The following is a 21,524-nucleotide window of genomic DNA, read 5'->3' on the forward strand; positions in this document are numbered from 1 at the left end:
TTATCTTTGAAAAAAATGTCTTGTGTTATGACCGTTCATCAGGCTGTTATTGAATTAGCCGTTCAGGAAATTGGTTATGAGTCTGTTTATGATTACGCGGCTGAAAAGCTTCGGGACTCCTTATTGGCCGAGATAAAGGTTAGTTTAGATGCCATCGCCGTCTTTGAGAAGAAGTATGGAATGGATTACATCCGTTTCCGCTCGCAGTTTTTCGAATTAACTCAGTTTGCTTTGTTCGAACGAGAAGACGATAGTATGGACTGGTCTGCCGAATTGGAACAATTACGTTTACTCGAAAAGCGTTTAGCACAGCTGCTGCCCAATGCAATTTCCTGATCTATCTTCTTTCCATTCCATTATTAAGAATCAGGAAGTCGTACAGGTAAAACTGCGCCCCGACCTGGTGCATTTTAAGCTTAAAATCACGTTTATCGACGATTCGATACTGCATGTTCGGGAGAATCATTTACCGGTTTCAAACTGGCACGAATATTCTTACCAGTGGCAAGACTCCAATCATCGGCTCATCCATCGATGGGATAATTCCCATGAACGTCATATGGTATCTGTTCCACCCCACCATCAGCACGTTGGTTCCGAAGAAAATATTCAGCCTTCGGAACCGATGACGCTGGAAAAAGTGCTTGAATACATTGCCAGTCAGCTGTCACTTCAGTGAAAAATACTCCGCCAGCGGCCCCAACGCCAGGGCCGGGAAGAACGACAGCGCGGTGATGATGAAAATAACCGCGAAAATCATCAGTCCAAACGTAGCCGTATCGACCGGCAAAGTTCCCGACGATTCAGGGACGTACTTCTTCTTCGCCAGCAAACCGGCAATCGCAACGGGGCCGATGATCGGTAAAAACCGCCCCAGCAACAGCACAATTCCCGTTGAATAATTCCAGAAGAAATTGTTGTCGCCCAGCCCTTCGAAGCCCGAGCCGTTGTTGGCGTTGGCCGAGGTGAATTCGTACAGAATCTCCGAAAAACCGTGAAAACCGGGGTTGTTTAGCCAGGCGGAAGGCTGAATGGCCCAGTCGGCCTGGCCGTACTTCATAAAAATCCAGGCTCCCAGCGCCGTGCCGCCTTTCACCAGCAGCGCGCTCATCAGGGCTACAATGGAGGCAATCTTGATCTCCCGCGCTTCGACCTTCCGGCCAAACAATTCGGGCGTCCTGCCCACCATCAGCCCCGACACGAAAACGGCGATGATCAGAAAATAGTAAAAATTGAGCAAACCCGCACCGACCCCGCCGTAGAACGCGTTGACCATCATGCCCAGCAGTTGCATCGCACCCGAAAGTGCCATCGAACTGTCGTGCATCGAATTGACCGAACCGGTGGAAATGATCGTGGTTACGATGCTCCAGTAGCCGGATGCCAGGGCACCAAACCGAACTTCCTTGCCTTCCATCGCGCCCGTCGGTTGCGAGATGCCCATCCGGGCAATGGCCGGGTTGCCGCCCAGTTCCGAGCTAATCGTGGGAATAAGCAGACAAAGCATCCCGATCGTCATGACGCTGTAGACGACCCAGGCGAATTTCCGGCGGTTAATGTAGAATCCCATCGCAAAAATCATCGCGATCGGAATCAGCACCTGCGCGATCATTTCGACCATATTGGTCAGGTAGTTAGGGTTTTCGAGTGGGTGCGCCGAGTTGGCGCCGAAATAACCGCCCCCGTTGGTTCCCAGGTGTTTAATGGCGATCAAAGCAGCCGCCGGGCCCCTCGAAACGCCCACGGTATCGCCCTGCAAGGTAACGATGGTGTCTTTGCCATCGAACGAAGCCGGGGTGCCATTGAACGCCAGAATCAGGGCGACAATCAACGATCCCGGCAACAACAAACGGGTGATGGCTTTCGTAAAAAGCACGTAAAAGTTGCTGACGGTTTCAACGCTTTGGGGCATGAAGGAACGAAACAGCAAAACCGCTGCGGCAATTCCGGTGGCCGCCGAAACGAACATCAGGAACAGAATTACCCCGATCTGTGTCAGGTAGGTCAGGCCCGTCTCCCCCGAATAATGCTGCAAGTCGCAGTTCACCACAAAACTGATGGCGGTATTGAACGCCAGATCCGGGGTTTGCGACGGGTTGCCGTCCGGATTGAGCGGGAGGCTCCCCTGGTTCAGCAACATCACGAATGCGTAGACCAGCCAGACGGCGTTGATCGTCAGCAGGGCCACCAGGTTTTCTTTCCAGTTCATATCCCGATGGGGGTCGATGCCGCCCAACCGGTAAATCAAACGCTCCAGTGGAGCCATAAAATCGAACGCATTGGGTTCACCTTTGAATACTTTAGCAAGATACTTGCCGAGCGGAATGGCCAGCAGGACCGTCAGTCCGTACATGACCACTACACCGATCCATTCTGTTGACATGGTTGTATGGGGTTAAAATTTTTCCGGTTTCATCAGCACGTACAGCATGTACGCGAAAACCAGCAGTGCGACAATAAAAACAAGCGTGATCATGGGGTACGATTAGATTTTTTCGAACCATTCGATGGTTTTGTAAAAAATAACAAAGCTCAGGAGTGCGGTAACGACGAGCAAAAGAAGCGTGGCCATGCGTTGATTAGTTAGTGTTGCTAATCAGTTGGCAAAAAGGAGTCCGGGGGTTTAACACCTCAACCACCTCGGTACAAATATTTGATATACAGATACTTAATACCTATAATATTTTTATAGAGTAGAATACAGAAAAACAAACCCTACCAAAATGGTGTGATTATTTTTCAGAACGGGAAGGAATTAATAGGCTGCGGGATCAGTGAAGGTGTATGATCCGATGAACCTAAAATGGATGAGAGGAATTGACAGTGGGTAGGAATCAATACTTCCTTTTATTCAGGTAAATCTTTCTCTCGTCGAAAGATTTACCTGAATAAAAGGAAGTGTCAACGGATGTGCTTACTTCTCAAACTGAAAAATCTGATCCATTAAAATCCACTTCTGGCCTTCTTTGGCCCAGGGCAGCGGCTCCTGAAATTTCCACATCAGTTCTTCCCACCGCTGCACGTGCGGATTGACGGCATCCAGTGCGGCTTTCTTTTCGAAGGTAAAATCATCGTCGGTTTCCAGAATCATGACCATGCGGTTTCCGGTGCGGTAAATTTGCAGATCCAGAATGCCGGATGCCAGGTCATTCGCCCGGACTTCCGCCCAGCCGCGGCCTTTGGCGTGCCACTGTTCGTATTCGGCGATCAATTCGGGGTCATCTTTCAGGTCGAGGGCGAGACAAAATCGTTTCATGGTCTATGGTTTTCAGTTTACGGTTTTTGGTTTACGGTAGCTGACGCATGCCGACTACCGTAAACCAAAAACCGTAAACCGTATACTAAGTAAAATACTGCTTAAACGCGGCAATCGTTTGCCTTGCAGCCTCATCAGGATCGGGCCAGGGAAACGCTTCGGCGGAAATATATCCTTGATAATCAATACCTTGCAAAGCCGTTACAATGGCCATCATGTCGGTGTGGCCAAATCCAATCGGTCGGCGGTTGCTGTCGGCAAAATGGACGTGGCCGATGTATGAACCAGCCGACCGGATGCTGTCCGCCAGCGACACTTCTTCGATGTTCATGTGGAATAAATCGGCCAGCAGCACCACACGCCGGGTTTCCAGCGATTTCAGGAAAGTAACACCGGTTTCAAGCTGGTTGATCAGGTTGGTTTCGTAGCGGTTCAGCGGTTCGTAAATCAAGTTGACGCCTTGCTCCTCCGCCCGTTTTCCCAGACTATTCAAACCCTCGGCCAGCCAGGCCAGTGCCTGTTCTTTTTCAACGCCCGGAACCGCGTTACCCTGCATCGACCCGATAATGGCCGGAGCACCAAAGCGGGCACCAAAGGTCATCATGTCCGAAATGAACGCAACGGCTTTTGATCGAACCGCCGGATCGGGGTCGGTCAGCGTCAGGCCGTGCAGCACCTTCCCGGCTCCGGTGCCGACGGCCGCAATGTCCAGCCCGAACTGATTGCTCAGCGCCATCAGCCGGTCGATGCTGACGGCATCCGCCGAAGGCGTGAACAGTTCGACGGCATCGAATCCCAGATCTGCGGCCTTGGCCATGCTGGTCGATAAGTCGTGCCAGTAAATCCAGGGGCCGGTTTTGATCGAAGGAACCAACGCAATGGTGACGCAGGATTTCATGAATTCACACTGTTATCAAAATCAACCATAATTTTCGTAATCGGCCCCGGATTTTCCGACCAGTCGGCCAGGGCGGCTCCGGCTTCGTCCAGCGAAACCACCCGACTAATCACGGCATCGACCGGAAATTTACCCGCTTCCAGGTATTCGATCACATCCGGAAAATCGCCGAGGCAGTTGCGGGAACCCAGAATTTCGATTTCTTTCCGAACAAACGTTCCGGTATTGTAATCGACCGGTTTTTTGGCGTAACCGATGTACACCACCCGACCGGTGTAGGCCACCTCTTCCACAGCCGCGCGATACGTCATGGCATTGCCCACGGCTTCGATGATCACATCGGGGCCGTCACCGTCGGTGATTTCCAGCAGGGCTTCGTGCAAATCGACCTTCGTGGTATTAATCGCATGAGCAGCACCCGCCAGTTTGGCAATCCGCATTTTGGAATCGTCGATGTCGATGGCAATCACCTCGGCCCCGCGGTGGACGGAGGCCGCAATGGCGCCCATCCCGACGATGCCGCAACCGATCACGGCCACCTTCTCGCCCGCCGAAACCCGCCCCCGCGCGGCCGCATGAAACCCGACCGTCAGCGGCTCCACCAACGCCAACTCCCTGACCGACAGAACCGAAGAAGCATGCAATTTCTGATACGGCACGCTGATAAACCGGGTCATGGCTCCCGGACGACGAACACCCATCGTCTTGTTATCCTGACAGGCATTCGGTCGGCCTTTCCGGCACGAAACGCAATGGCCACAATTCAGGTACGGATTGAGCGTCACTTTCATGCCCGGTTTAAATGCGTCGGGAACCTGGTTGCCGGTTTCCAGAATGGTGGCTCCCACTTCATGGCCCAGCACATTCGGGTATTCCTGCAACTCGAACAACCCGCGAAAACCGTTCAGGTCGCCCCCGCAGAAGCCGACCATATTGACCTGTAAAAGAACGTCTTCCGGCCCAAAATCCGGTATTTCAATGGTCCGAACTTCCGTTTTTCCGGGTTCGACCAGCACCAAGGCGCGTTGATTAGTCATGTTGAAAAGAGGGCTTGGGAAGGTTGTTTTCCGGTTTTCCTTCAAACCAGAGCTGGTTTTTAACCGGGGCCACCAGCGTTTCGATCCTGTGAAGGAGTTCATCGGGAATCGTTAACCCGAGTGCCCGGATGTTCTGTTCCAGTTGCCGCTGCTCCGACATGCCGATAATGGTTGTGGCAATCACCGGATGGCTGACTGCATATTTCAAAGCCACATCGCTCAGTGCCAGCCCGTATTCCCGGCAAAGGGCCAGGAGTTTCGGTTGCAAATCTTTCACGGCCTGCGGAGAACTTTGCCAGGCCGGAATGGGCGCATCCGACAGAATCCGTTGCATGAGCGGGGCCGCGTTCAGTAAACCAAATCCTTTTTCGAGCGAAAGCGGCACCAGTTCGTCGTTGATTTCGTCGGCGAGCAGCGTGTAATGGCCCCACGACAAGACCGTATCGACCTCGACCTCGCGGGCGACTTTCGACAGATACCGAACCGGCAAACCCGAAAATCCAATGTACCGGGCTTTCCCGCTTTCCTTTATTTTCTGCACCGCCGGAAACGCTTCCTGAATCACCTGATCGTGGTCACCAAACTCAATGTCGTGAACGGTTAGCAAATCGACGTAATCCGTTTGTAGCCGTTCCAGCGATTCATCGATGCTGCGCAGGATGCGGTCGTAGGAAAAATCGAACACGCCATTGCCGTAGCGACCGCATTTTGTGGCCAGAAAAACCGAATTCCGTTTCGTTTTCAGGGCTTTTCCCAGACGGGTTTCGGCCAGAGTGTCGCCGTAAAACGGGGCAACGTCGAAAAAATTAATGCCGTGATCGATGGCCGCGTGAACGGCCCGAAACCCCTCCTCTTCGTTTGTTTCATCAAAAACATTGCCCAACGGCGACGCTCCAAAACTCAGCAGTGAGACGGTTAAATCAGTTTTACCCAGTTTACGATATTCCATAGTTACTTTTACGAACCATTTTTCCCAAAACGGGCACTTGTTCTTAAAACCGTTTAAATCGATCCGAATCCAGCTTCTTTAAGTCCTGAAAGCCCTATTTCTACTTTTATATTCCCCGAAATAGCCTCTGGTCAGGCGGTTTTCATTCGAGTATCCTTTTTTTAAACAATTGATTAAACTTTTTGATTAACGCATTTGTTTGTTAGTTTTACAGAGTCAACATTTGAACCACTAATCAACAGGACAATGAAGTGCATCTCAGAATCAACCGAAGAACGCATCAAGGAAGCGGCCAAAACCGTGTTTCTTGAAAAGGGCTTTGATGGTACGACGACGCGGGATATTGCCAAGGTGGCTGGCATCAACAGTGCGCTGATGAACTATTATTTCCGCAGCAAGGAGAAGCTGTTTCAGTCGATTTTCAATGACATGTGTACGCTGATGTTCGAGGGTATGCTCGATCTGGTCAATCGGCCCATCAGTCTGCGCGATAAAATATCGAAACTGATGGATCACCAGTTTCAGATGATGATGCAGAATCCGAATCTGACCATCTTCATCATGAATGAATTACACCGGAATCCGGAACGGCTGTATGCCACCGTTGGCATGGCTAAAAAGATACCGGAGTCGATTTTTCACCAGCAAATCGAAGATGCCATTGCGCAGGGGATCATCACCCCGATCGATTCACACCACATCATGACGATGATCATTGCCAACATTCAGTTTCTGTTTGTGTCCAAACCGATGACAATGCTGGCCCAGGGACTGGACGAAGCGGGTTTCAACGCCTTTGCCAAACGCCACATGGAATACGTCAAGAACATGATCTGTGATTATCTTTTCAAACCCGAACTGAGTTCGTAATTTTTTTGTTCGCGCCTTAATCAGATGATTAAACCGGTCGATTTAATCATTCATGAAATTTTCTTCAATCCATGGCTTAACTACCCAATGACATGACACAGGCCAATACTCATCTGCAGGCGTTCAGGCACGACACCGTTTTTAAGGAAGAAATCAGTAAAGTATCCGATTTTAAGTTTGGACAAACCGTTGCGAATGTTTTCGACGACATGGTCAACCGGTCGGTTCCGTTCTACGAAGAAATTCAGCGCATGATCGGTGAACTGGCGGTCGATTACACCCAACCCGGCACCGTCGTCTACGACCTGGGCTGTTCGACCGGCACGACGCTCATCAACATGAACCGCCGGATTCCCGACGACATTCGCTTCATCGGCATCGATGATTCGGCGGAAATGCTGAAAAAATGTGAGGTAAAAATCCAGGAACTCGGCATTTCCCGCCCTTATGAGCTGCTGGCGGGCGATATTCAGCAGGATGTTGCCATCGGCAATGCGTCGGTGGTGGTGCTGTGTCTGACGCTCCAGTTCATCCGGCCGATTCACCGGCAGAAGGTACTAAAGAAAATATTCGATGGTCTCGTGCCGGGGGGAGCGCTGATCCTGGTGGAAAAAATTCTCACGGAAGATCACCAGTTTAACCGCGACTACATCACCTATTACTACGACTACAAACGACGGCAACACTACAGCGACCTGGAAATTGCCCAGAAACGGGAAGCCCTGGAAAACGTTCTGATTCCTTACAAACTCTCGGAAAACCGCCTTCTGTTGCAGGATACGGGCTTTTCACACGTCGAAACCTTTTTCCAATGGTATAACTTCGCCGGCATCATTGCGGTAAAAAACGAAGCAGCGTCATGATCGGAATCGGAAACTTCTTCTTCAAATACCGGAATCTGATTTTCATTTTTCTGTATCTAGCCCTGTTTATTCCGTCGCCCCCGATTTTTTCGACGGCGGTTTTCGGCCCCTCGTTTTATGTCTGGCCCATCGGTTTGGGGCTTCTCATTACGGTCAGCGGTCAGCTCATCCGGGGGGCCACCATCGGGCTGGCATATATCGTCCGGGGTGGAAAGGACAAAAAGGTCTACGCCGAAACGCTGGTGACGGAGGGAATCTTCAACCACTGCCGGAATCCGCTCTATGTGGGCAATGTTCTGATGTTGCTGGGGGTTGGCATTCTGGCCAATTCGCTGCTGTTCACGGGCGTTTTCATGCCGCTTTTTCTGTTCATCTACCAGGCCATCGTCATCGCCGAAGAGACTTTTCTGCGAAACAAATTTGGCACCGCATTCGATCAATATTCGCACCAGGTCAACCGCTGGATTCCGGACCTGCGCGGCATCGGCCGAACCTTTTCCAGTATGCAATTCAACTGGGTGCGGTGGGTGCTGAAAGAGTACAATACGCAGTATGTCTGGCTCACCGGCATTACCCTCATTCTGTTTCTGAGGTACCCCGTTTTATTCCAGTCCGATCACCGGTACACCCTGCTGGGTTTTCTCTTGGCCCTGTGGCTGGTGCTGTATCTGTTCGTGCGGTATCTGAAAAAATCCGGCCGGATGCAGGCCTAGCCCACTATCGATGCAATTCAAACCCGTTAGAAACCGCCTGAGGAGATCAAAAACCGCTAATCAATCGTTTTGATCAATTGATTAAATTTTCTGGTTAAAATGTTTGCTTATCCAATTTCAGGACTTTACCTTTGACCCGTCATTCTACCAACACCATGAAATGCCTCACTGACACAACCGAAGAACGCATCAAGGAAGCAGCCAAAACCGTGTTTCTTGAAAAGGGCTTTGATGGTACGACGACGCGGGATATTGCCAAGGTGGCTGGCATCAACAGTGCGCTGATGAATTATTATTTCCGCAGCAAAGAGAAGCTGTTTCAGTCGATTTTCAATGACATGTGCACGCTGATGTTCGAGGGTATGCTCGATCTGGTCAACCAACCCATCAGTCTGCGCGATAAAATATCGAAGCTGATGGATCACCAGTTCCAGATGATGAAACAAAATCCAAATCTGACCATTTTCATCATGAACGAGCTGCGCCTGAATCCGGAACGGCTGTATGGAACGATCGGGATGGCCAAAAAACTACCGGAATCGATTTTTCACCAGCAGATTGAAGATGCCATTGCGCAGGGGATCATCACCCCGATCGATTCACACCACATCATGACGATGATCATTGCCAACATTCAGTTTCTGTTTGTGTCCAAACCGATGACAATGCTGGCCCAGGGACTGGACGAAGCGGGTTTCAACGCCTTTGCCACCCGCCACATGCAATACATCAGAGACATGATCTGCGAGTATCTTTTTAAACCTGAATCGGTTACCTGATATTTTTTTGTACCGGATTTAATCAACTGATTAAACCAAACAATTTAATCATCCCAAAATCCTGTTTTTAGTCCATCAATCCGCTTTACTTACACTTTTTGACATGAAACGTACACCATGGTATCTCGGCCTGATACTCGCTTTCACCAGCACACTCACTCAGGCTCAAGACCTTACGCTCCAACAATTGATCGACAAGGCCCTCACCAGCAACCTCAGCGTGCAGTCGGCCCAATTTGACGAAACCAAAACGGAAGCCCGTATTGCTGAGGTGAAAGCCGGGGCAAGACCCTCCGTCAACCTGACCGGTGATTACAAACGGTATCTGAAGATTCCGGGACAGGTTGTTCCTGCATCGGCCTTCGGTGGCCCCGAAGGCAGCTATTCCGTGTTGGCTTTCGGTCTGCCCTACAATCTTTCAACTTCGGTGCAGGCTTCCCAGGCGTTGTATAATCCGTCGGTGATGATTGGGTTGAAGGCCGCCAAAACCAGCCGCGAAGTGTCGGCACTGCAAACCCGGCAGGTGAAAGAAGATGTCGCCTACAACGTGGCCGCCACCTATTACAACCTGCAAACGACGGCCCAGCAAATGGCTTTTCTGCGCCGGAACATCGTTTCGTCCGACAAGATGATCCAGATTACGGATCTCCAGCGGCAGAACCAACTGGCGAAAGGCGTGGATGTCGACCGGCTGCGGTTGAGCAAAACCGCATCGGAAACGCAGATCGAATCGTTGCAGGCGACCTACAACCAACTGCTGAACCTGCTGAAATACCTGACCGGAACCCCGCAAAGCGAGCCACTGGCGGTACTGACCCAGATCGATGAAACAACGCCGACGGTGACTTTCGAAGCCCCCAACATCAACCGCACGGATCTGCTGCTGCTCGACCGCCAGAAAGCCCTTAACGCCCTGGATCTTCAAAACATCAAAGCCGGTTTTTTACCCACGGTTTCGGCCTACGGTGTTGCCAACAGCACAGTGTATGCCATCGGCGGGGATAATTCCTACCTCAAAAATGTGCCGGGGTATTGGGTGGGTCTGCAACTGAACTGGAACGTGTTCGACGGGATGGCCCGCAAATCCAGAGTGACGCAGAAAAAACTCGATAACCAGAAGCTTGAAACCCAGCTCCAGCAAACCCGCGAGTCGATTACGATGGACGTGACCAACGCCCGGAACAAACTGCTGGTGGAACAACGAAACCTGACGACCAACCGCGCGCAGGTGACACTCGCCGAAAAAATCTACACCCAAACGCAACTTCAATTTAAGGAAGGCACGGTCGGCATCAGCGAAGTCATTCAGACCGAAGACGAGCTGCGCAACGCCCAGAACACCTACCTCAGCACGCTGGTCGCCTTTCGTTCGGCCGAACTCGACTGGAAAAAAGCAACCGGAAACCTCATTGTCAATCCATAACATACACAACCTGTTAACACCATGAAACGCATCATCATTGTACTCGTTCTCGTTGGCACCCTCGGCCTGACTGCCTGGACGCTCCTCGACAACAAAGAAAAAGTAGAGGCCAAAGTCTATAAACCCGACGCCGACCTGAAAGTGGGCGTGCGGACGGCCACCGCCGAACTCCGCAACCTGTCGGAAGAAACCCTGTTCCTGGGTTCGTTTTTGCCCAACCGCGAAGTCGAAATCCGGCCACAAGCCGGTGGCCAAATCACGCAGTTACCGATTGAAGAAGGCCAGTTGGTTGGCGCAAACCGCCTGATTGCCAAACTGGACGACGAACAACTTCACTACCAGATCGAAGCCCTGCAGGTGACCCTGGAAGGCTACCAGAACGACGTCCGGCGGTATGACGCCCTGGTGAAAGGCGATGCCACCCCGGCCATCAACCTCGAACGGGCGCAACTGAACATCCGGGCCACCGAAGCGCAGATCAAACAACTCAAAAAGCAGATCGCCAACACGACCGTCACCGCTCCTTTCTCGGGCATTGTAACCCAGAAAATGGTGGAAAAAGGTTCGGTCGTTTCCGTCGGTTCGCCAATTGCCAAAATCACCGATATTTCATCGCTGAAACTGGTGGTCGATGTACCGGAAAAAGCCATCAACCAGTTCCGCGTTGGCCAGTCGCTGCCGATTGAAACCGAAGTGTACCCCAACGTCCGGTTTACAGGACGCGTGACAATGATCGGTGCCGAAGGCGATGCGGCCCACAACTACCCGGTTCAGATTACGGTGAGCAACTCCGGTGCCAATCCGCTGAAAGCCGGCATGTACGGTTCCATTGCCAACCAGAACAAGCTGAAAACGCAAACGCTGTCGGTGCCGCGTCAGGCCATCATGGGATCGGCCAAAGCCCCGCAGGTGTACGTAGTTGAAAATGGTAAAGCGGTTCTCAAAACGGTAGAAATTGGTGCAACCACCAACCAGTATTACGAAATCACGAAGGGTTTGCAAGCGGGCGATCAGGTGGTCACCAGCGGTCAGATCAACTTACAGAACGGCACTTTGGTCAATGCACAATGAAATTATTGAGTGAATGAGTGAATGAGTGGTTGAGTGGGCCGCCGATGCGGTGAAATTTCCAGTCGCGAACCTTCAATCACTCAATCGCTCAATCACTAACTCACTCAATAAAAAAGTCTATGAACTTCTTCGAAACCATCATCAAGCGCCCCTCGATGATTATCGTGCTCTTCGCGATATTGACCATCGGCGGTATTTTTTCCTACCAGATGTTGAGTTATGAGTTGTTGCCGGAATTTTCGGTACCAACCATCACCATCACCACGGTTTATCCCGGAGCGGCTCCATCGGAAGTCGAAACGGAAGTCAGCAAAAAGCTGGAAGACGCCATTTCCGGACTCGATAACCTCGATGATATAAAGGCCAATTCGTTTGAGAATGCCTCCGTTATTGTCGTTGGTTTTAAACCGGGTACCGATGTCGACAAAGCGCTGGAAGACGCCCAACGAGCCATCAACAAAATGGTGAGCGACTTGCCCGAGGACGTGGAAACGCCCTCGCTGTCGAAAATTTCACCCAGCGACCAGCCGATTATGCAATTACTGGCAACCTCTTCCCTGCCGAACGAGGTGTTTTATCAGCAGATGGAAGACAAGTACCTGCCGGTGATGCAGCAGATCAAAGGTGTGGCTGAAATCACGATGGTGGGGGGCGAAAAACGGGAAATCCGCGTCAACGTCGACGACGATAAGTTGAACTACTACGGTTTATCACTGCTCCAGGTGACGCAGGCCATCAACCAGGCCAACCTCGATTTTCCGACGGGAAAGGTTAAAAGCACCTCGGAAAACATGACGCTGCGGTTGGCGGGCAAATTCAATTCGCTCGATGACATCCGGAAACTGGTAATCGTGACGCCGAAAGATGGCAGCCCGATTCGGGTGGGTGATGTCGCCAATGTAACCGACGGTTTAACCGAGACCTCCAGCATCAGCCGCTACAACGGACAGAACGGGATCGGTTTGTTCGTCAAGAAACAATCCGACGCCAATGCGGTTGAAATCAGCCGGTTGATGCAGGAAAAACTGGCGCAGATCGAAAAAGACAACGCCAAAGACAAGGTCCATTTTGCAATTGCCTACGACAGCAGCGTGTTCACGCTCGAATCCGTGGAAGCCGTAACGCACGATTTGATTCTGGCCGTGGGGCTGGTGGCAGTCGTGATGCTGCTCTTCCTGCACAGCTTCCGGAATGCCTTCATTGTGATGGTATCGGTTCCGGCGTCCCTGGTTTCGGCTTTCCTCTTCATGTTCGTGATGGGTTATTCGCTCAATTTGATGACGCTGCTGGCCCTGTCGCTGGTAATCGGGATTCTGGTCGATGACTCGATTGTGGTGCTGGAAAACATCCAGCGACACCTGGAAATGGGCAAAAACCGCTGGCAGGCCACGCTCGACGGCATGAAGGAAATCGGTTTTGCCGCCGTTGCCATCACGCTGGTGATTGTGGTGGTGTTTGTGCCGATTACGTTCGTGGATTCGGTCATCGCCGATTTGCTGCGTCAATTCTCGCTGACCGTTGCTTTTGCCACCATGACCAGCCTGATCGCCAGTTTCACGCTGACGCCCTGGATGACGTCCCGGATGGCGAAACTGGAGCACCTGAACCCGAAAAATCCGTTTCAGGCGTTTCTGCTCTGGTTTGAAAAAGGGTTGACGGGTTTGACCAACTGGTACCACGGCAGCCTGAAATGGGTATTGACGCACAAGCTGGCCTTCACCGGTATTCTGATTGCACTCTTCGTGTTCACTGGCTGGGTGATGAGTCTGGGAATCATCGGATCACAGTTTGTGGCGGAGGGCGATCAGGGAAAATTCCTGCTGACGATGAAAGTCGACAAAAGCGCGTCGCTCCAACACAACAACCTGACCACCCGCCAGATTGAGGATTACCTGCGTAAAAAACCGGAAGTCCGCAGCATTTTCACAAACGTAGCCGGAGCCAGTACTGGTTTGAACAGCACCGGACAGGGCGAAACCAACCGGAGTGAATTGACGATTGAACTGGCCGGAGCCAGCGAACGGCCGGGTCACCAGCCTACGGAAGCGTACATGATTTCATTGCGGAAAGAACTGGAGCAGCGTTTTCCCGCTATCGAGTTCAAATCTTCGGTGGTCGGTATTGTCAATTCCGGTACGGCTCCCATCGAGATTTTCCTCAGTGGCGATAACATGGACCAACTGCTGGCCTCGGCCAATGACCTGGGAAACCGCATTCGGAAAACACCGGGAGCCAACGACGTCAACGTGTCCATCGAATCGGGCAACCCGGAGGTACGTGTGGAAATCGACCGTGAGAAAATGGCCAAACTAGGACTTGACATTCAAACCGTTGGTGCCACGTTGCAAAATGCCTTCGCCGGTAACGACGACTCCAAATTCCGCGACGGCGGTGAAGATTACGACATTCGCATCATGCTCGACGCCTTCGACCGGAAAAACCCCGACGATGTCAGGAACATCAACTTTGTCAGTCCGCTGGCCGGTCGTACGGTTCGGTTATCGGAATTTGCCAACGTGAGCCTGAGCAACGGCCCTTCACTGCTGGAACGCAAAAACCGCCGGTCGTCCGTGACCGTAACGGCCAACGTGTTAGGCACCGGTTCGGGCACGCTGACGGCAATCATACAGGCCGATCTGGCAAAAAATCCGCTGCCGGCTGGCGTAACCGTTAGCTGGGGTGGTGACGCCAAGAACCAGAGCGAAGGCTTCGGTTCGCTCGGAATCGCGATGCTGGCCGGTTTGATGCTCGTGTATTTCATCATGGTGCTGCTCTACGACAGCTTTATCTACCCGCTCGTGGTGTTGACCTCGGTGCCGGTTGCGGTGGTGGGTGCCTTGCTGGCCCTGGCGCTGAGTTCGTCGGACATCGGGATTTTTGCCCTGCTGGGGATGCTGATGCTGATTGGTCTGGTGGTGAAGAACGCCATTCTGATCGTCGACTTTGCCAATCAGCAGAAAGCACAGGGCGTTCCTTACCGGGAAGCGATTCTGCACGCAGGTGAAGAACGGCTGCGTCCGATTCTGATGACGACCATCGCCATGGTGATCGGGATGATTCCGATTGCAATCGCCAGCGGAGCCGGTTCGGAGTGGAAAAACTCCCTGGCCTGGGTGTTGATCGGCGGTCTGACCAGCTCGATGATCCTGACGGTTTTTCTGGTTCCGATGGTGTATTACCTCGTCGACCGGACGCAGGAGTGGTTTTCAGGCCGCTTCAGCAAAACCAAAGCGACCAAAGAGGTAGCCGAAACCGCGGTTTACTAATTGCATGACGATTGCCTGCACCGCTCCCGGGCGGTGCAGGCACTAAAAAATTGACTTCCTATTTTCCTTTTACAGTTATGATCGCTGAACAAATTGACAACCGCCTGCACGACCTGCTCGTCGGCATGGGCATCAACCAAACCGCACTAACGGATCACACCAACTTTAGCAAAGACCTGGGGCTGGATTCGCTGGACATTACCGACCTGTTGCTGCAGGTCGAAATCAATTTCGGCATTCGCATTCCGGATCAGGAATGGTGGAAGCTCGAAACGTTTGGTCAATTGAAAGAATACCTGGCTCAGGAAACGCAGTTTGACTAGACCCGGCTTGACCACACCATTTTGATTTACGTATAGACCTCACCGTCGTCAACTCTTGTCGATGAAAACCTATGAACATTCTCTTAACCGGTGGAGCGGGTTTTATTGGAACCCATCTCACTAAAAAACTGCTCGATGAAGGGCACATTGTCCTGGCGGTCGACAACTTTGGTTCCAACTACGACCCCGCTTTGAAACGCCGGAATGTGGCCCCTTTCGAAAGCCGACCGGGTTATTATCTGTTTGAAGGTGATATTCGAGAGTCCAGTTTTCTGCATCTGTTGTTCGGCACCTACGCCATCGACGTGGTGGTACACCTGGCCGGCCTGGCCGGAGTGCGCCCGTCGCTGCAACAACCGGCTGCTTATTTCGATACCAACGTAACCGGGACGGTAACGCTGCTGCAAACGATGCGGGATTTCAAGGTCGGCAAAATCGTGTTTGCGTCCTCGTCGTCGGTCTACGGCGAGCGCAACGAAATCCCGTTTCGGGAAACGGACCGGATCGAAGAACTGGCCTCTCCCTACGCCATTTCCAAGCGGACCGGCGAGATGCTTCTTCAAAACTACCACCAGCTTTTCGGCCTGCATGCCTATTGCCTGCGGTTTTTTACGGTTTATGGCCCCAACCAGCGGCCCGACATGGCCATTTCCCGCTTCATCCAGCGGTTGTTCGACGGCGAACGGATTCAGCTTTTTGGCAACGGACAGAGTCTGCGCGACTACACCTACGTGAACGACATCGTAGCTGGTGTTGTCCGGGCCATCGAACGGGTCAACGGGTTTGAAATCATCAACCTGGGGGGTGCCCGCCCCGTTGCCCTGACTGATCTGGTTCGGAAACTCGAACAGTATACCGGCCGCAAAGCCCGGATTGATTACCGGCCCGAGCAGCCCGGCGACGTCAGCCAAACTGCTGCCGATCTGACCAAAGCCGCGCATTTGCTGGGCTACCAGCCGCGCGTTTCGCTCGAGGAAGGCTTGCAGCGTATGGTGAACTGGTTTCAGGCAGAACATACGTCGTTGCTGGAAGAAAAGTAAAGTACCACACCGTCAAGTCGATAGCCATGTCAACGGCGCACGTTTTTAATTCCAATCCCTTTCACGCGCTCTACAGCCGCTCGCTGGGCATCACCCGGTTCTGGAGTCTGATGGGGATCATTACGCTGGTGAAAGGCGTCTATGTCTATTATGGCCCCGATCTGTTCACGGAAGAAGCCCAATACTGGCTCTGGTCGCGGCACCTGGACTGGGCCTATTACTCCAAACCGCCCCTGATTGCCTACGTCAATTCCCTCAGTTCGGGGCTGTTCGGGATTTCGGCCCCGGTGGTCCGGCTGAATGCGGTTTTGTGCGGACTGGGCATTTCGTATTTCGTTTTCCGGCTGGGGGTCGAGCATTTTCGCAGTCACCGGGTCGCGGTGCTGGGCGTGGTGCTGCTGAACGTCAGCCCGTTTTTTGTAACCGCAACGCTGTTTTTCACGACGGATTCGTTGCTGATGCTCGCCTGGGCTGGTGCATTGCGGTATTTTCTGCGCTACGCCGATACGGGTCAGCCCGGCGACGGCTGGCGAACGGCCGCTTTCGTGGTTTTCGGAATGCTCGCCAAACCGACGATGGTGCTTTTCGGGTTCGTGGTCCTGGCGGGTAGTGGCCGGGATTTCGCCTTGATTACCCGTCGGTTGCTCGCTTTCGCACTACCGGTTTTGGTGGGTCTGCTGCCTTCCCTGATCTGGAATTACCAGCACGACTGGGTGACGTTCCGGCATATTTTTACGCTGGCGGGCGGCTCGGGGACTTCGTTCCTTCATCGCAACGCCCTCGGTCAACTGCTGGAATTTGTGGGTGGTCAACTGGCCTACGGTTCAATTTTTATCGTCGTCGGCCTGTTGCTGGCCCGCCCCTGGAAACTCCTGACGGTCGACCACGCCCGGCTTTTACCATTGTGGCTGGCTCCGGCACTGATTCTGGCGGGGTTTGCGGTTCTGTCGGTTCACAAGCGCGTGGAAGTCAACTGGCCGTCGGCGACGCTGGTGGCCTGGCCGCTGGTGGTTTCGTACCTGTTGCACCTGCGCTACCGCCGGTGGTCGGAAACGCCCCGGGTGGCCTGGCCCGTGGGGCTCTCGGTGGCTACCCTCCTGCTGATTCTGCAACCCGGCTGGCTCGATGCCGTCGCCGGACGTCCGGTTTTACCAATCAAAGCCGATCCGCTGTACCGGCTGGCAGGCTGGCGGCAAATCGGCCAAACCGTCGATGAGTTCGTGAAAGATCTGCCGCCAGGACACTTTGCGATTGTGAGCGACAGTTACCATACGGCGTCCGAACTGGCATTTTACGTCGAAGGGCATCCGGACACCTACTGCCTGCCCAACGAAAACCGACGCATGAACCAGTTTGATTTCTGGCCACCGCCCCCCGCTTCGCAGCGGCAGAACATCGTGTATGTGAGTGAAGATCCCCTGTCGCCGGACGCCCGGGCGCAGTTGGGTCCGGTATTGCGGGAGGAGGTCTGGCCGGTGTATTACCGAAACGCGCTCGTCCGAACCATGTACCTTTACCACGCGCAGGGGTATTATCCCGGAACCGTCAAAAAACCGGTACTGTATTGAGAATTAATACTGCCACAACGCAACTCACGGATTGGCTTCGTTGTTCAATAAACAAAAACATCCACCTTGCTTTTGCCCTTGGTGTCCATCCGAACGCAAGCGTTAAGCGTGCTATTTGCTGAAAATTATACAAAATCATGGAAACGACCCTTTCTGTTTCCCCATCTGTCTCTTTTCCGTTCGAAGTCAAGTTGTCTTTTCAGCCCTTCGTTGCCTTTCTAAAAGCGCAGCAGGAAAAAAATTTCACCAATACCGCTCTGTCTGGTCTCTACGACCACCTCCTGGAGCAGTTTGAAACCATACCCACGGCGGACGAAACACCGCTCGAAGATTTGCTCGGACCGGACCGGTTAGCGAGCCTTTTTCAGTTGGCGTCGCTGGCGGTTATGCCGTTGTCTGCCACCGGTCAGCACATTGCCTACACCTTCGGATTACCCATTCCGATGAAGATTCTGTACCAGTCGGCCCGGTTTACGCACCTGATTGAGCAATTTCCGGATTTGTTGTCGGAACTGCCCAAGGACATCTGTGCGGAAGACAAGCTGCGTTTTTTGTACCAGCTCGTTCTTGAAAAGTGTTACAAGGTGCCGCCCGGCAGAAATGCCACCCCCAGCTTTCGGTTTCAAAAACACAAAAACGGACTCACCCGGTATTTCCGGATCGACATCAACAACACGTTTATTGAGCCGCATCTGAACCGTTCGCTGCCCGCCCTGCAATCGTCCTGGATTGATTTTGCCAACGGAACCGGCCCCCTGCCAGAAGCTGAGGATCAGTTGCCGCTTGGCGAATTTACGTCCGAAGGCTTTGCTTTTTTTGTGGTAGAAGACATTACGGAGGCCGAAACCGTTCAGCAATTGCAGGCGGTTTTCACCCATTTGCATTCAGACTCCGAACCGGTTATTTACCGCCGTTTTGAAACCGCCCTGCGCAATCTGGTCGGCCAGACCGACCTCCAGATCAGTATCGTTCCGTTTTCGCAGGTGAATGGTTTTTACGTCCATCAACCGGAGGTAAGCGCACGGAGTGTTTTCTTCCGGCATTCGAGCACGGTCATCGACGGCTACGACCCGGCCACGCAGTCCATCATTCACAACCTGATCCTGAATCCGGCCCCGCTCCTGTTTCCGGACCTGAAAGGGCTGCCCGGCAACGAGCAACTGCTTTTGACCAAAAAAGGGATTCGCAGTTTCGCTTTTTACCCGGTCGTGAACGGAAGTGAAATGCTGGGTGTGCTGGAAATGGCCAGCCCGCATTCGACGGCGTTCGGAGACGACGTTCTGGAGACGATTCAGCGGGTGATTCCACTCGTACAGGAATTGCTGCGCTATCAACTGCATCAGTTCAAACAAAATCTGGAGCGACTGATCAAAACCAAGTTTACGCCCCTGCAACCCGCCGTTGAATGGAAGTTTAACGAAGTGGCCTGGGAATACCTGCGGCTCGATAACAGGGAGTCGTTCAACAGCGAGGCTACGCAGGTGCGGTTTCCGCAGGTCTATCCGCTCTATGGCGCGATCGACATCCGGAATTCATCGAACGAACGCTACAAAGCCGTGCGCCAGGATTTCGCCGACCAGTTGGACACCATTCAGACGCTGCTGGGACAGGCTGAGTTGCCGGACGAACTGGCGCTGCCGAATCAGCTTATTGCCACGGCGTATTCCTGGCAAAACAAGCTCACGACCGGGCTGAATCCGGAAGACGAACTGGGCATTTCGGACTTCCTGACGCTGGAAGTCAATCCGTATTTCCAACATCTGCGGCTAAATGATCCACAACTGGAAACGCCGATCCAGCGGTATTTCAAGCGCGTGAATGCCACCACCGGGCAATTCAATCAGGCGTTGCAGGTTTACGAACGGAGTGTGGAATGGCTCAATACCGCCGTCAATACGTTCATCGAAAAAGAAGAAAAACAGCTCCAGACCATTTATCCGCATTATTTCGAGCGCTACCGGACCGACGGAATGGAGTATACGATCTACGTCGGCCAGTCCATTGCACCCCAGAAGCCCTTCGAACCGGATTTCCTGCGGCATCTGTATGCGTGGCAACTAAAGTCGATGATGGAACTGGCTTCCCTGACGCACCTGCTGTTGCCCCGCCTGCCCCTGGCGTTGCAAACCACCCAACTGATTCTGGCCCATTCGCAGCCGGTGGACATCAGTTTTCGGCAGGACGAACACCGGTTCGACGTGGAAGGCTCCTACAGCATCCGGTATGAAGTATTGAAAAAGCGGATCGACAAGGCGTATATCGCCGGAACCGAGGAACGGCTGACGCAACCCAACACCATTGCGCTGGTGTATTCAAACCGCCGGGAAGTAACTGATTATCTACCCTTTATTACGGCTTTGCAGGAACAGAAGAAGCTGACGCCCGAAATCGAATACCTCGATCTCGAACCGTTGCAGGGGGTTGCCCGGCTGAAGGCCATCCGCCTGCACCTCAACTACCCGGAACCGGCCCGTCAACGCTACGAACGTGAAAGATAACCAACCGGTGCGGGGCATTGAAACCATGTTTCGCACCACCTCGACCAACCACGTCTACCTGAGCGACATTGCCGACAACAAAGCCAACATCCTCATTTCGGTGAACTCGATCATGGTTTCCGTTATCGTTTCGGTGCTGGCCCTCCAGATTGACGAAAACCCGACGCTGCTGGTGCCGATGGTGCTGATTCTGACTTCCTCGCTGCTGACCATCGTCTTCGCCATTCTGGCCACCCGCCCGAATGTTACCAAAGGCACGTTCAAGCGGGACGATGTGAAAAAGAAGAAGGGCAACCTGCTCTTTTTCGGTAATTTTCACCGCATGAGCCTGGAAGACTTTGAGTGGGGAATGAGTGAACTGATGCAAGACAGCCAGTATCTGTACGGCACCATGACCCGCGACATTTATTACCTCGGGCGCGTGCTGGCTAAAAAATACCGCCGGTTGTGGATTGCCTACAACATTTTCATGTTTGGCTTCGGCCTCTCGATTCTGGCGTTTCTGATCGTTTTTCTTCGCACCATGCTCATTGCCGCCCTGAGTTATTAGCCCCTTCTACCCCCCTTTCCCGCTTGTTGTGTTTGCCTCCGGAACCGGCCATCGGTGGTCGCTTCCGGATTATTTTGATCCGACAAATCCGTTTTTAAATTCATACCGTATATCTGTTTGCTCAACCGCTTACTTTTTGATTTTTCTCTGGTAAGTACCTCATTGTTTTCATATTATACCCCGATCATACTTTTGCTCTGGTGCCGAAATCCGGCATTTGAACGGCCTTTCGGATCGTTTTTTTGAGCACAAAGACAGTCCGATAAATTAATAAATTCCTAACCTGATAAAAATGAAATTAATTATGAAAAAAAGTATATTTGCCAGGTTTAGTTCGTACAGTGCCCTCTGAAGCGAAAGAACCGGAAAAGCCCGGTACCAGTGCAGAGGTTTCTTTTCCAATGAGTGTATTTGTAAGTG

General features: G+C 52.5%; 20 protein-coding genes. 14 read left to right on the forward strand and 6 right to left on the reverse strand.

All coding sequences use genetic code 11. The features are described from left to right. Positions 1–27 precede the first annotated feature (27 nt). Together ACO064_RS06300 and ACO064_RS06305 are read left to right on the forward strand one after the other, a co-directional pair. On the forward strand, positions 28–336 hold the full coding sequence (locus ACO064_RS06300) for a hypothetical protein (RefSeq protein ID WP_421826546.1): 309 nt from the start codon (positions 28–30) through the stop codon (positions 334–336). After that, positions 323–679, forward strand: a complete 357-nt coding sequence (locus tag ACO064_RS06305; protein ID WP_421826547.1) for a toxin-antitoxin system TumE family protein — start codon at positions 323–325, stop codon at positions 677–679. Before ACO064_RS06300 ends, ACO064_RS06305 begins: the two co-directional genes overlap by 14 nt. Here the strand turns inward: ACO064_RS06305 and kdpA are convergent. From kdpA to ACO064_RS06335, 6 genes are all read right to left on the reverse strand, one after another. Next, positions 668–2,383, reverse strand: a complete 1,716-nt coding sequence (gene kdpA, locus ACO064_RS06310) for a potassium-transporting ATPase subunit KdpA (protein WP_421826548.1) — start codon at positions 2,381–2,383, stop codon at positions 668–670. The genes ACO064_RS06305 and kdpA overlap by 12 nt on opposite strands. Positions 2,384–2,395: 12 nt before the next feature. Then, positions 2,396–2,476 (reverse strand): potassium-transporting ATPase subunit F, encoded by an 81-nt coding sequence (locus ACO064_RS06315; RefSeq protein WP_150880822.1) that lies wholly within the window; start codon positions 2,474–2,476, stop codon positions 2,396–2,398. Between the two features lie 438 nt (positions 2,477–2,914). Beyond that, positions 2,915–3,256, reverse strand: coding sequence for an L-rhamnose mutarotase (locus ACO064_RS06320; RefSeq protein ID WP_421826549.1), 342 nt, complete (start codon positions 3,254–3,256; stop codon positions 2,915–2,917). An 85-nt stretch (positions 3,257–3,341) separates the two neighbouring features. Next, positions 3,342–4,154 (reverse strand): TIM barrel protein, encoded by an 813-nt coding sequence (locus ACO064_RS06325; RefSeq protein ID WP_421826550.1) that lies wholly within the window; start codon positions 4,152–4,154, stop codon positions 3,342–3,344. Further along, complete coding sequence (locus tag ACO064_RS06330) at positions 4,151–5,191, reverse strand: zinc-binding alcohol dehydrogenase family protein (RefSeq protein ID WP_421826551.1); 1,041 nt, start codon at positions 5,189–5,191, stop codon at positions 4,151–4,153. Before ACO064_RS06330 ends, ACO064_RS06325 begins: the two co-directional genes overlap by 4 nt. Continuing rightward, positions 5,184–6,140, reverse strand: coding sequence for an aldo/keto reductase (locus ACO064_RS06335; protein WP_421826552.1), 957 nt, complete (start codon positions 6,138–6,140; stop codon positions 5,184–5,186). Before ACO064_RS06335 ends, ACO064_RS06330 begins: the two co-directional genes overlap by 8 nt. Positions 6,141–6,386: 246 nt before the next feature. On the opposite strand from ACO064_RS06335, the gene ACO064_RS06340 reads away from it, so the two are divergent. The 12 genes from ACO064_RS06340 to ACO064_RS06395 all read left to right on the forward strand — a co-directional run bounded on the left by ACO064_RS06340 (position 6,387) and on the right by ACO064_RS06395 (position 21,104). After that, the gene (locus tag ACO064_RS06340; RefSeq protein ID WP_421826553.1) at positions 6,387–7,010 is read left to right on the forward strand and encodes a TetR/AcrR family transcriptional regulator; all 624 of its coding nucleotides are present in this window, start codon (positions 6,387–6,389) and stop codon (positions 7,008–7,010) included. Between the two features lie 92 nt (positions 7,011–7,102). Continuing rightward, positions 7,103–7,873 carry a carboxy-S-adenosyl-L-methionine synthase CmoA gene (gene cmoA, locus ACO064_RS06345; RefSeq protein WP_421826554.1) on the forward strand — a complete coding sequence of 257 codons (771 nt, stop codon included), beginning with the start codon at positions 7,103–7,105 and terminating at the stop codon, positions 7,871–7,873. Then, positions 7,870–8,586 carry a methyltransferase family protein gene (locus ACO064_RS06350; protein WP_421826555.1) on the forward strand — a complete coding sequence of 239 codons (717 nt, stop codon included), beginning with the start codon at positions 7,870–7,872 and terminating at the stop codon, positions 8,584–8,586. The genes cmoA and ACO064_RS06350 overlap by 4 nt, the downstream gene beginning before the upstream one ends. A 155-nt stretch (positions 8,587–8,741) precedes the next feature. Further along, complete coding sequence (locus ACO064_RS06355; RefSeq protein ID WP_421826556.1) at positions 8,742–9,365, forward strand: TetR/AcrR family transcriptional regulator; 624 nt, start codon at positions 8,742–8,744, stop codon at positions 9,363–9,365. A gap of 103 nt (positions 9,366–9,468) precedes the next feature. Continuing rightward, positions 9,469–10,788 carry a TolC family protein gene (locus ACO064_RS06360; protein ID WP_421826557.1) on the forward strand — a complete coding sequence of 440 codons (1,320 nt, stop codon included), beginning with the start codon at positions 9,469–9,471 and terminating at the stop codon, positions 10,786–10,788. Positions 10,789–10,809: 21 nt separating this feature from the next. After that, positions 10,810–11,859 carry an efflux RND transporter periplasmic adaptor subunit gene (locus ACO064_RS06365; RefSeq protein WP_421826558.1) on the forward strand — a complete coding sequence of 350 codons (1,050 nt, stop codon included), beginning with the start codon at positions 10,810–10,812 and terminating at the stop codon, positions 11,857–11,859. Between the two features lie 119 nt (positions 11,860–11,978). Then, complete coding sequence (locus ACO064_RS06370) at positions 11,979–15,125, forward strand: efflux RND transporter permease subunit (protein WP_421826559.1); 3,147 nt, start codon at positions 11,979–11,981, stop codon at positions 15,123–15,125. Positions 15,126–15,202: 77 nt separating this feature from the next. After that, positions 15,203–15,448 (forward strand): acyl carrier protein, encoded by a 246-nt coding sequence (locus tag ACO064_RS06375; protein ID WP_114408411.1) that lies wholly within the window; start codon positions 15,203–15,205, stop codon positions 15,446–15,448. A gap of 71 nt (positions 15,449–15,519) precedes the next feature. Then, positions 15,520–16,488 carry an SDR family NAD(P)-dependent oxidoreductase gene (locus ACO064_RS06380; protein ID WP_421826560.1) on the forward strand — a complete coding sequence of 323 codons (969 nt, stop codon included), beginning with the start codon at positions 15,520–15,522 and terminating at the stop codon, positions 16,486–16,488. Between the two features lie 26 nt (positions 16,489–16,514). Then, a complete protein-coding gene (locus ACO064_RS06385) occupies positions 16,515–18,056 on the forward strand; it encodes an ArnT family glycosyltransferase (protein ID WP_421826561.1) in 1,542 nt (513 codons plus the stop codon). 137 nt (positions 18,057–18,193) lie between these two features. Further along, positions 18,194–20,554 carry a GAF domain-containing protein gene (locus ACO064_RS06390; protein WP_421826562.1) on the forward strand — a complete coding sequence of 787 codons (2,361 nt, stop codon included), beginning with the start codon at positions 18,194–18,196 and terminating at the stop codon, positions 20,552–20,554. Continuing rightward, the gene (locus tag ACO064_RS06395) at positions 20,544–21,104 is read left to right on the forward strand and encodes a Pycsar system effector family protein (protein WP_421826563.1); all 561 of its coding nucleotides are present in this window, start codon (positions 20,544–20,546) and stop codon (positions 21,102–21,104) included. The genes ACO064_RS06390 and ACO064_RS06395 overlap by 11 nt, the downstream gene beginning before the upstream one ends. Positions 21,105–21,524 lie beyond the last annotated feature (420 nt).

Source organism: Larkinella sp. (assembly GCF_965227735.1).
Classification (GTDB): domain Bacteria; phylum Bacteroidota; class Bacteroidia; order Cytophagales; family Spirosomataceae; genus Larkinella.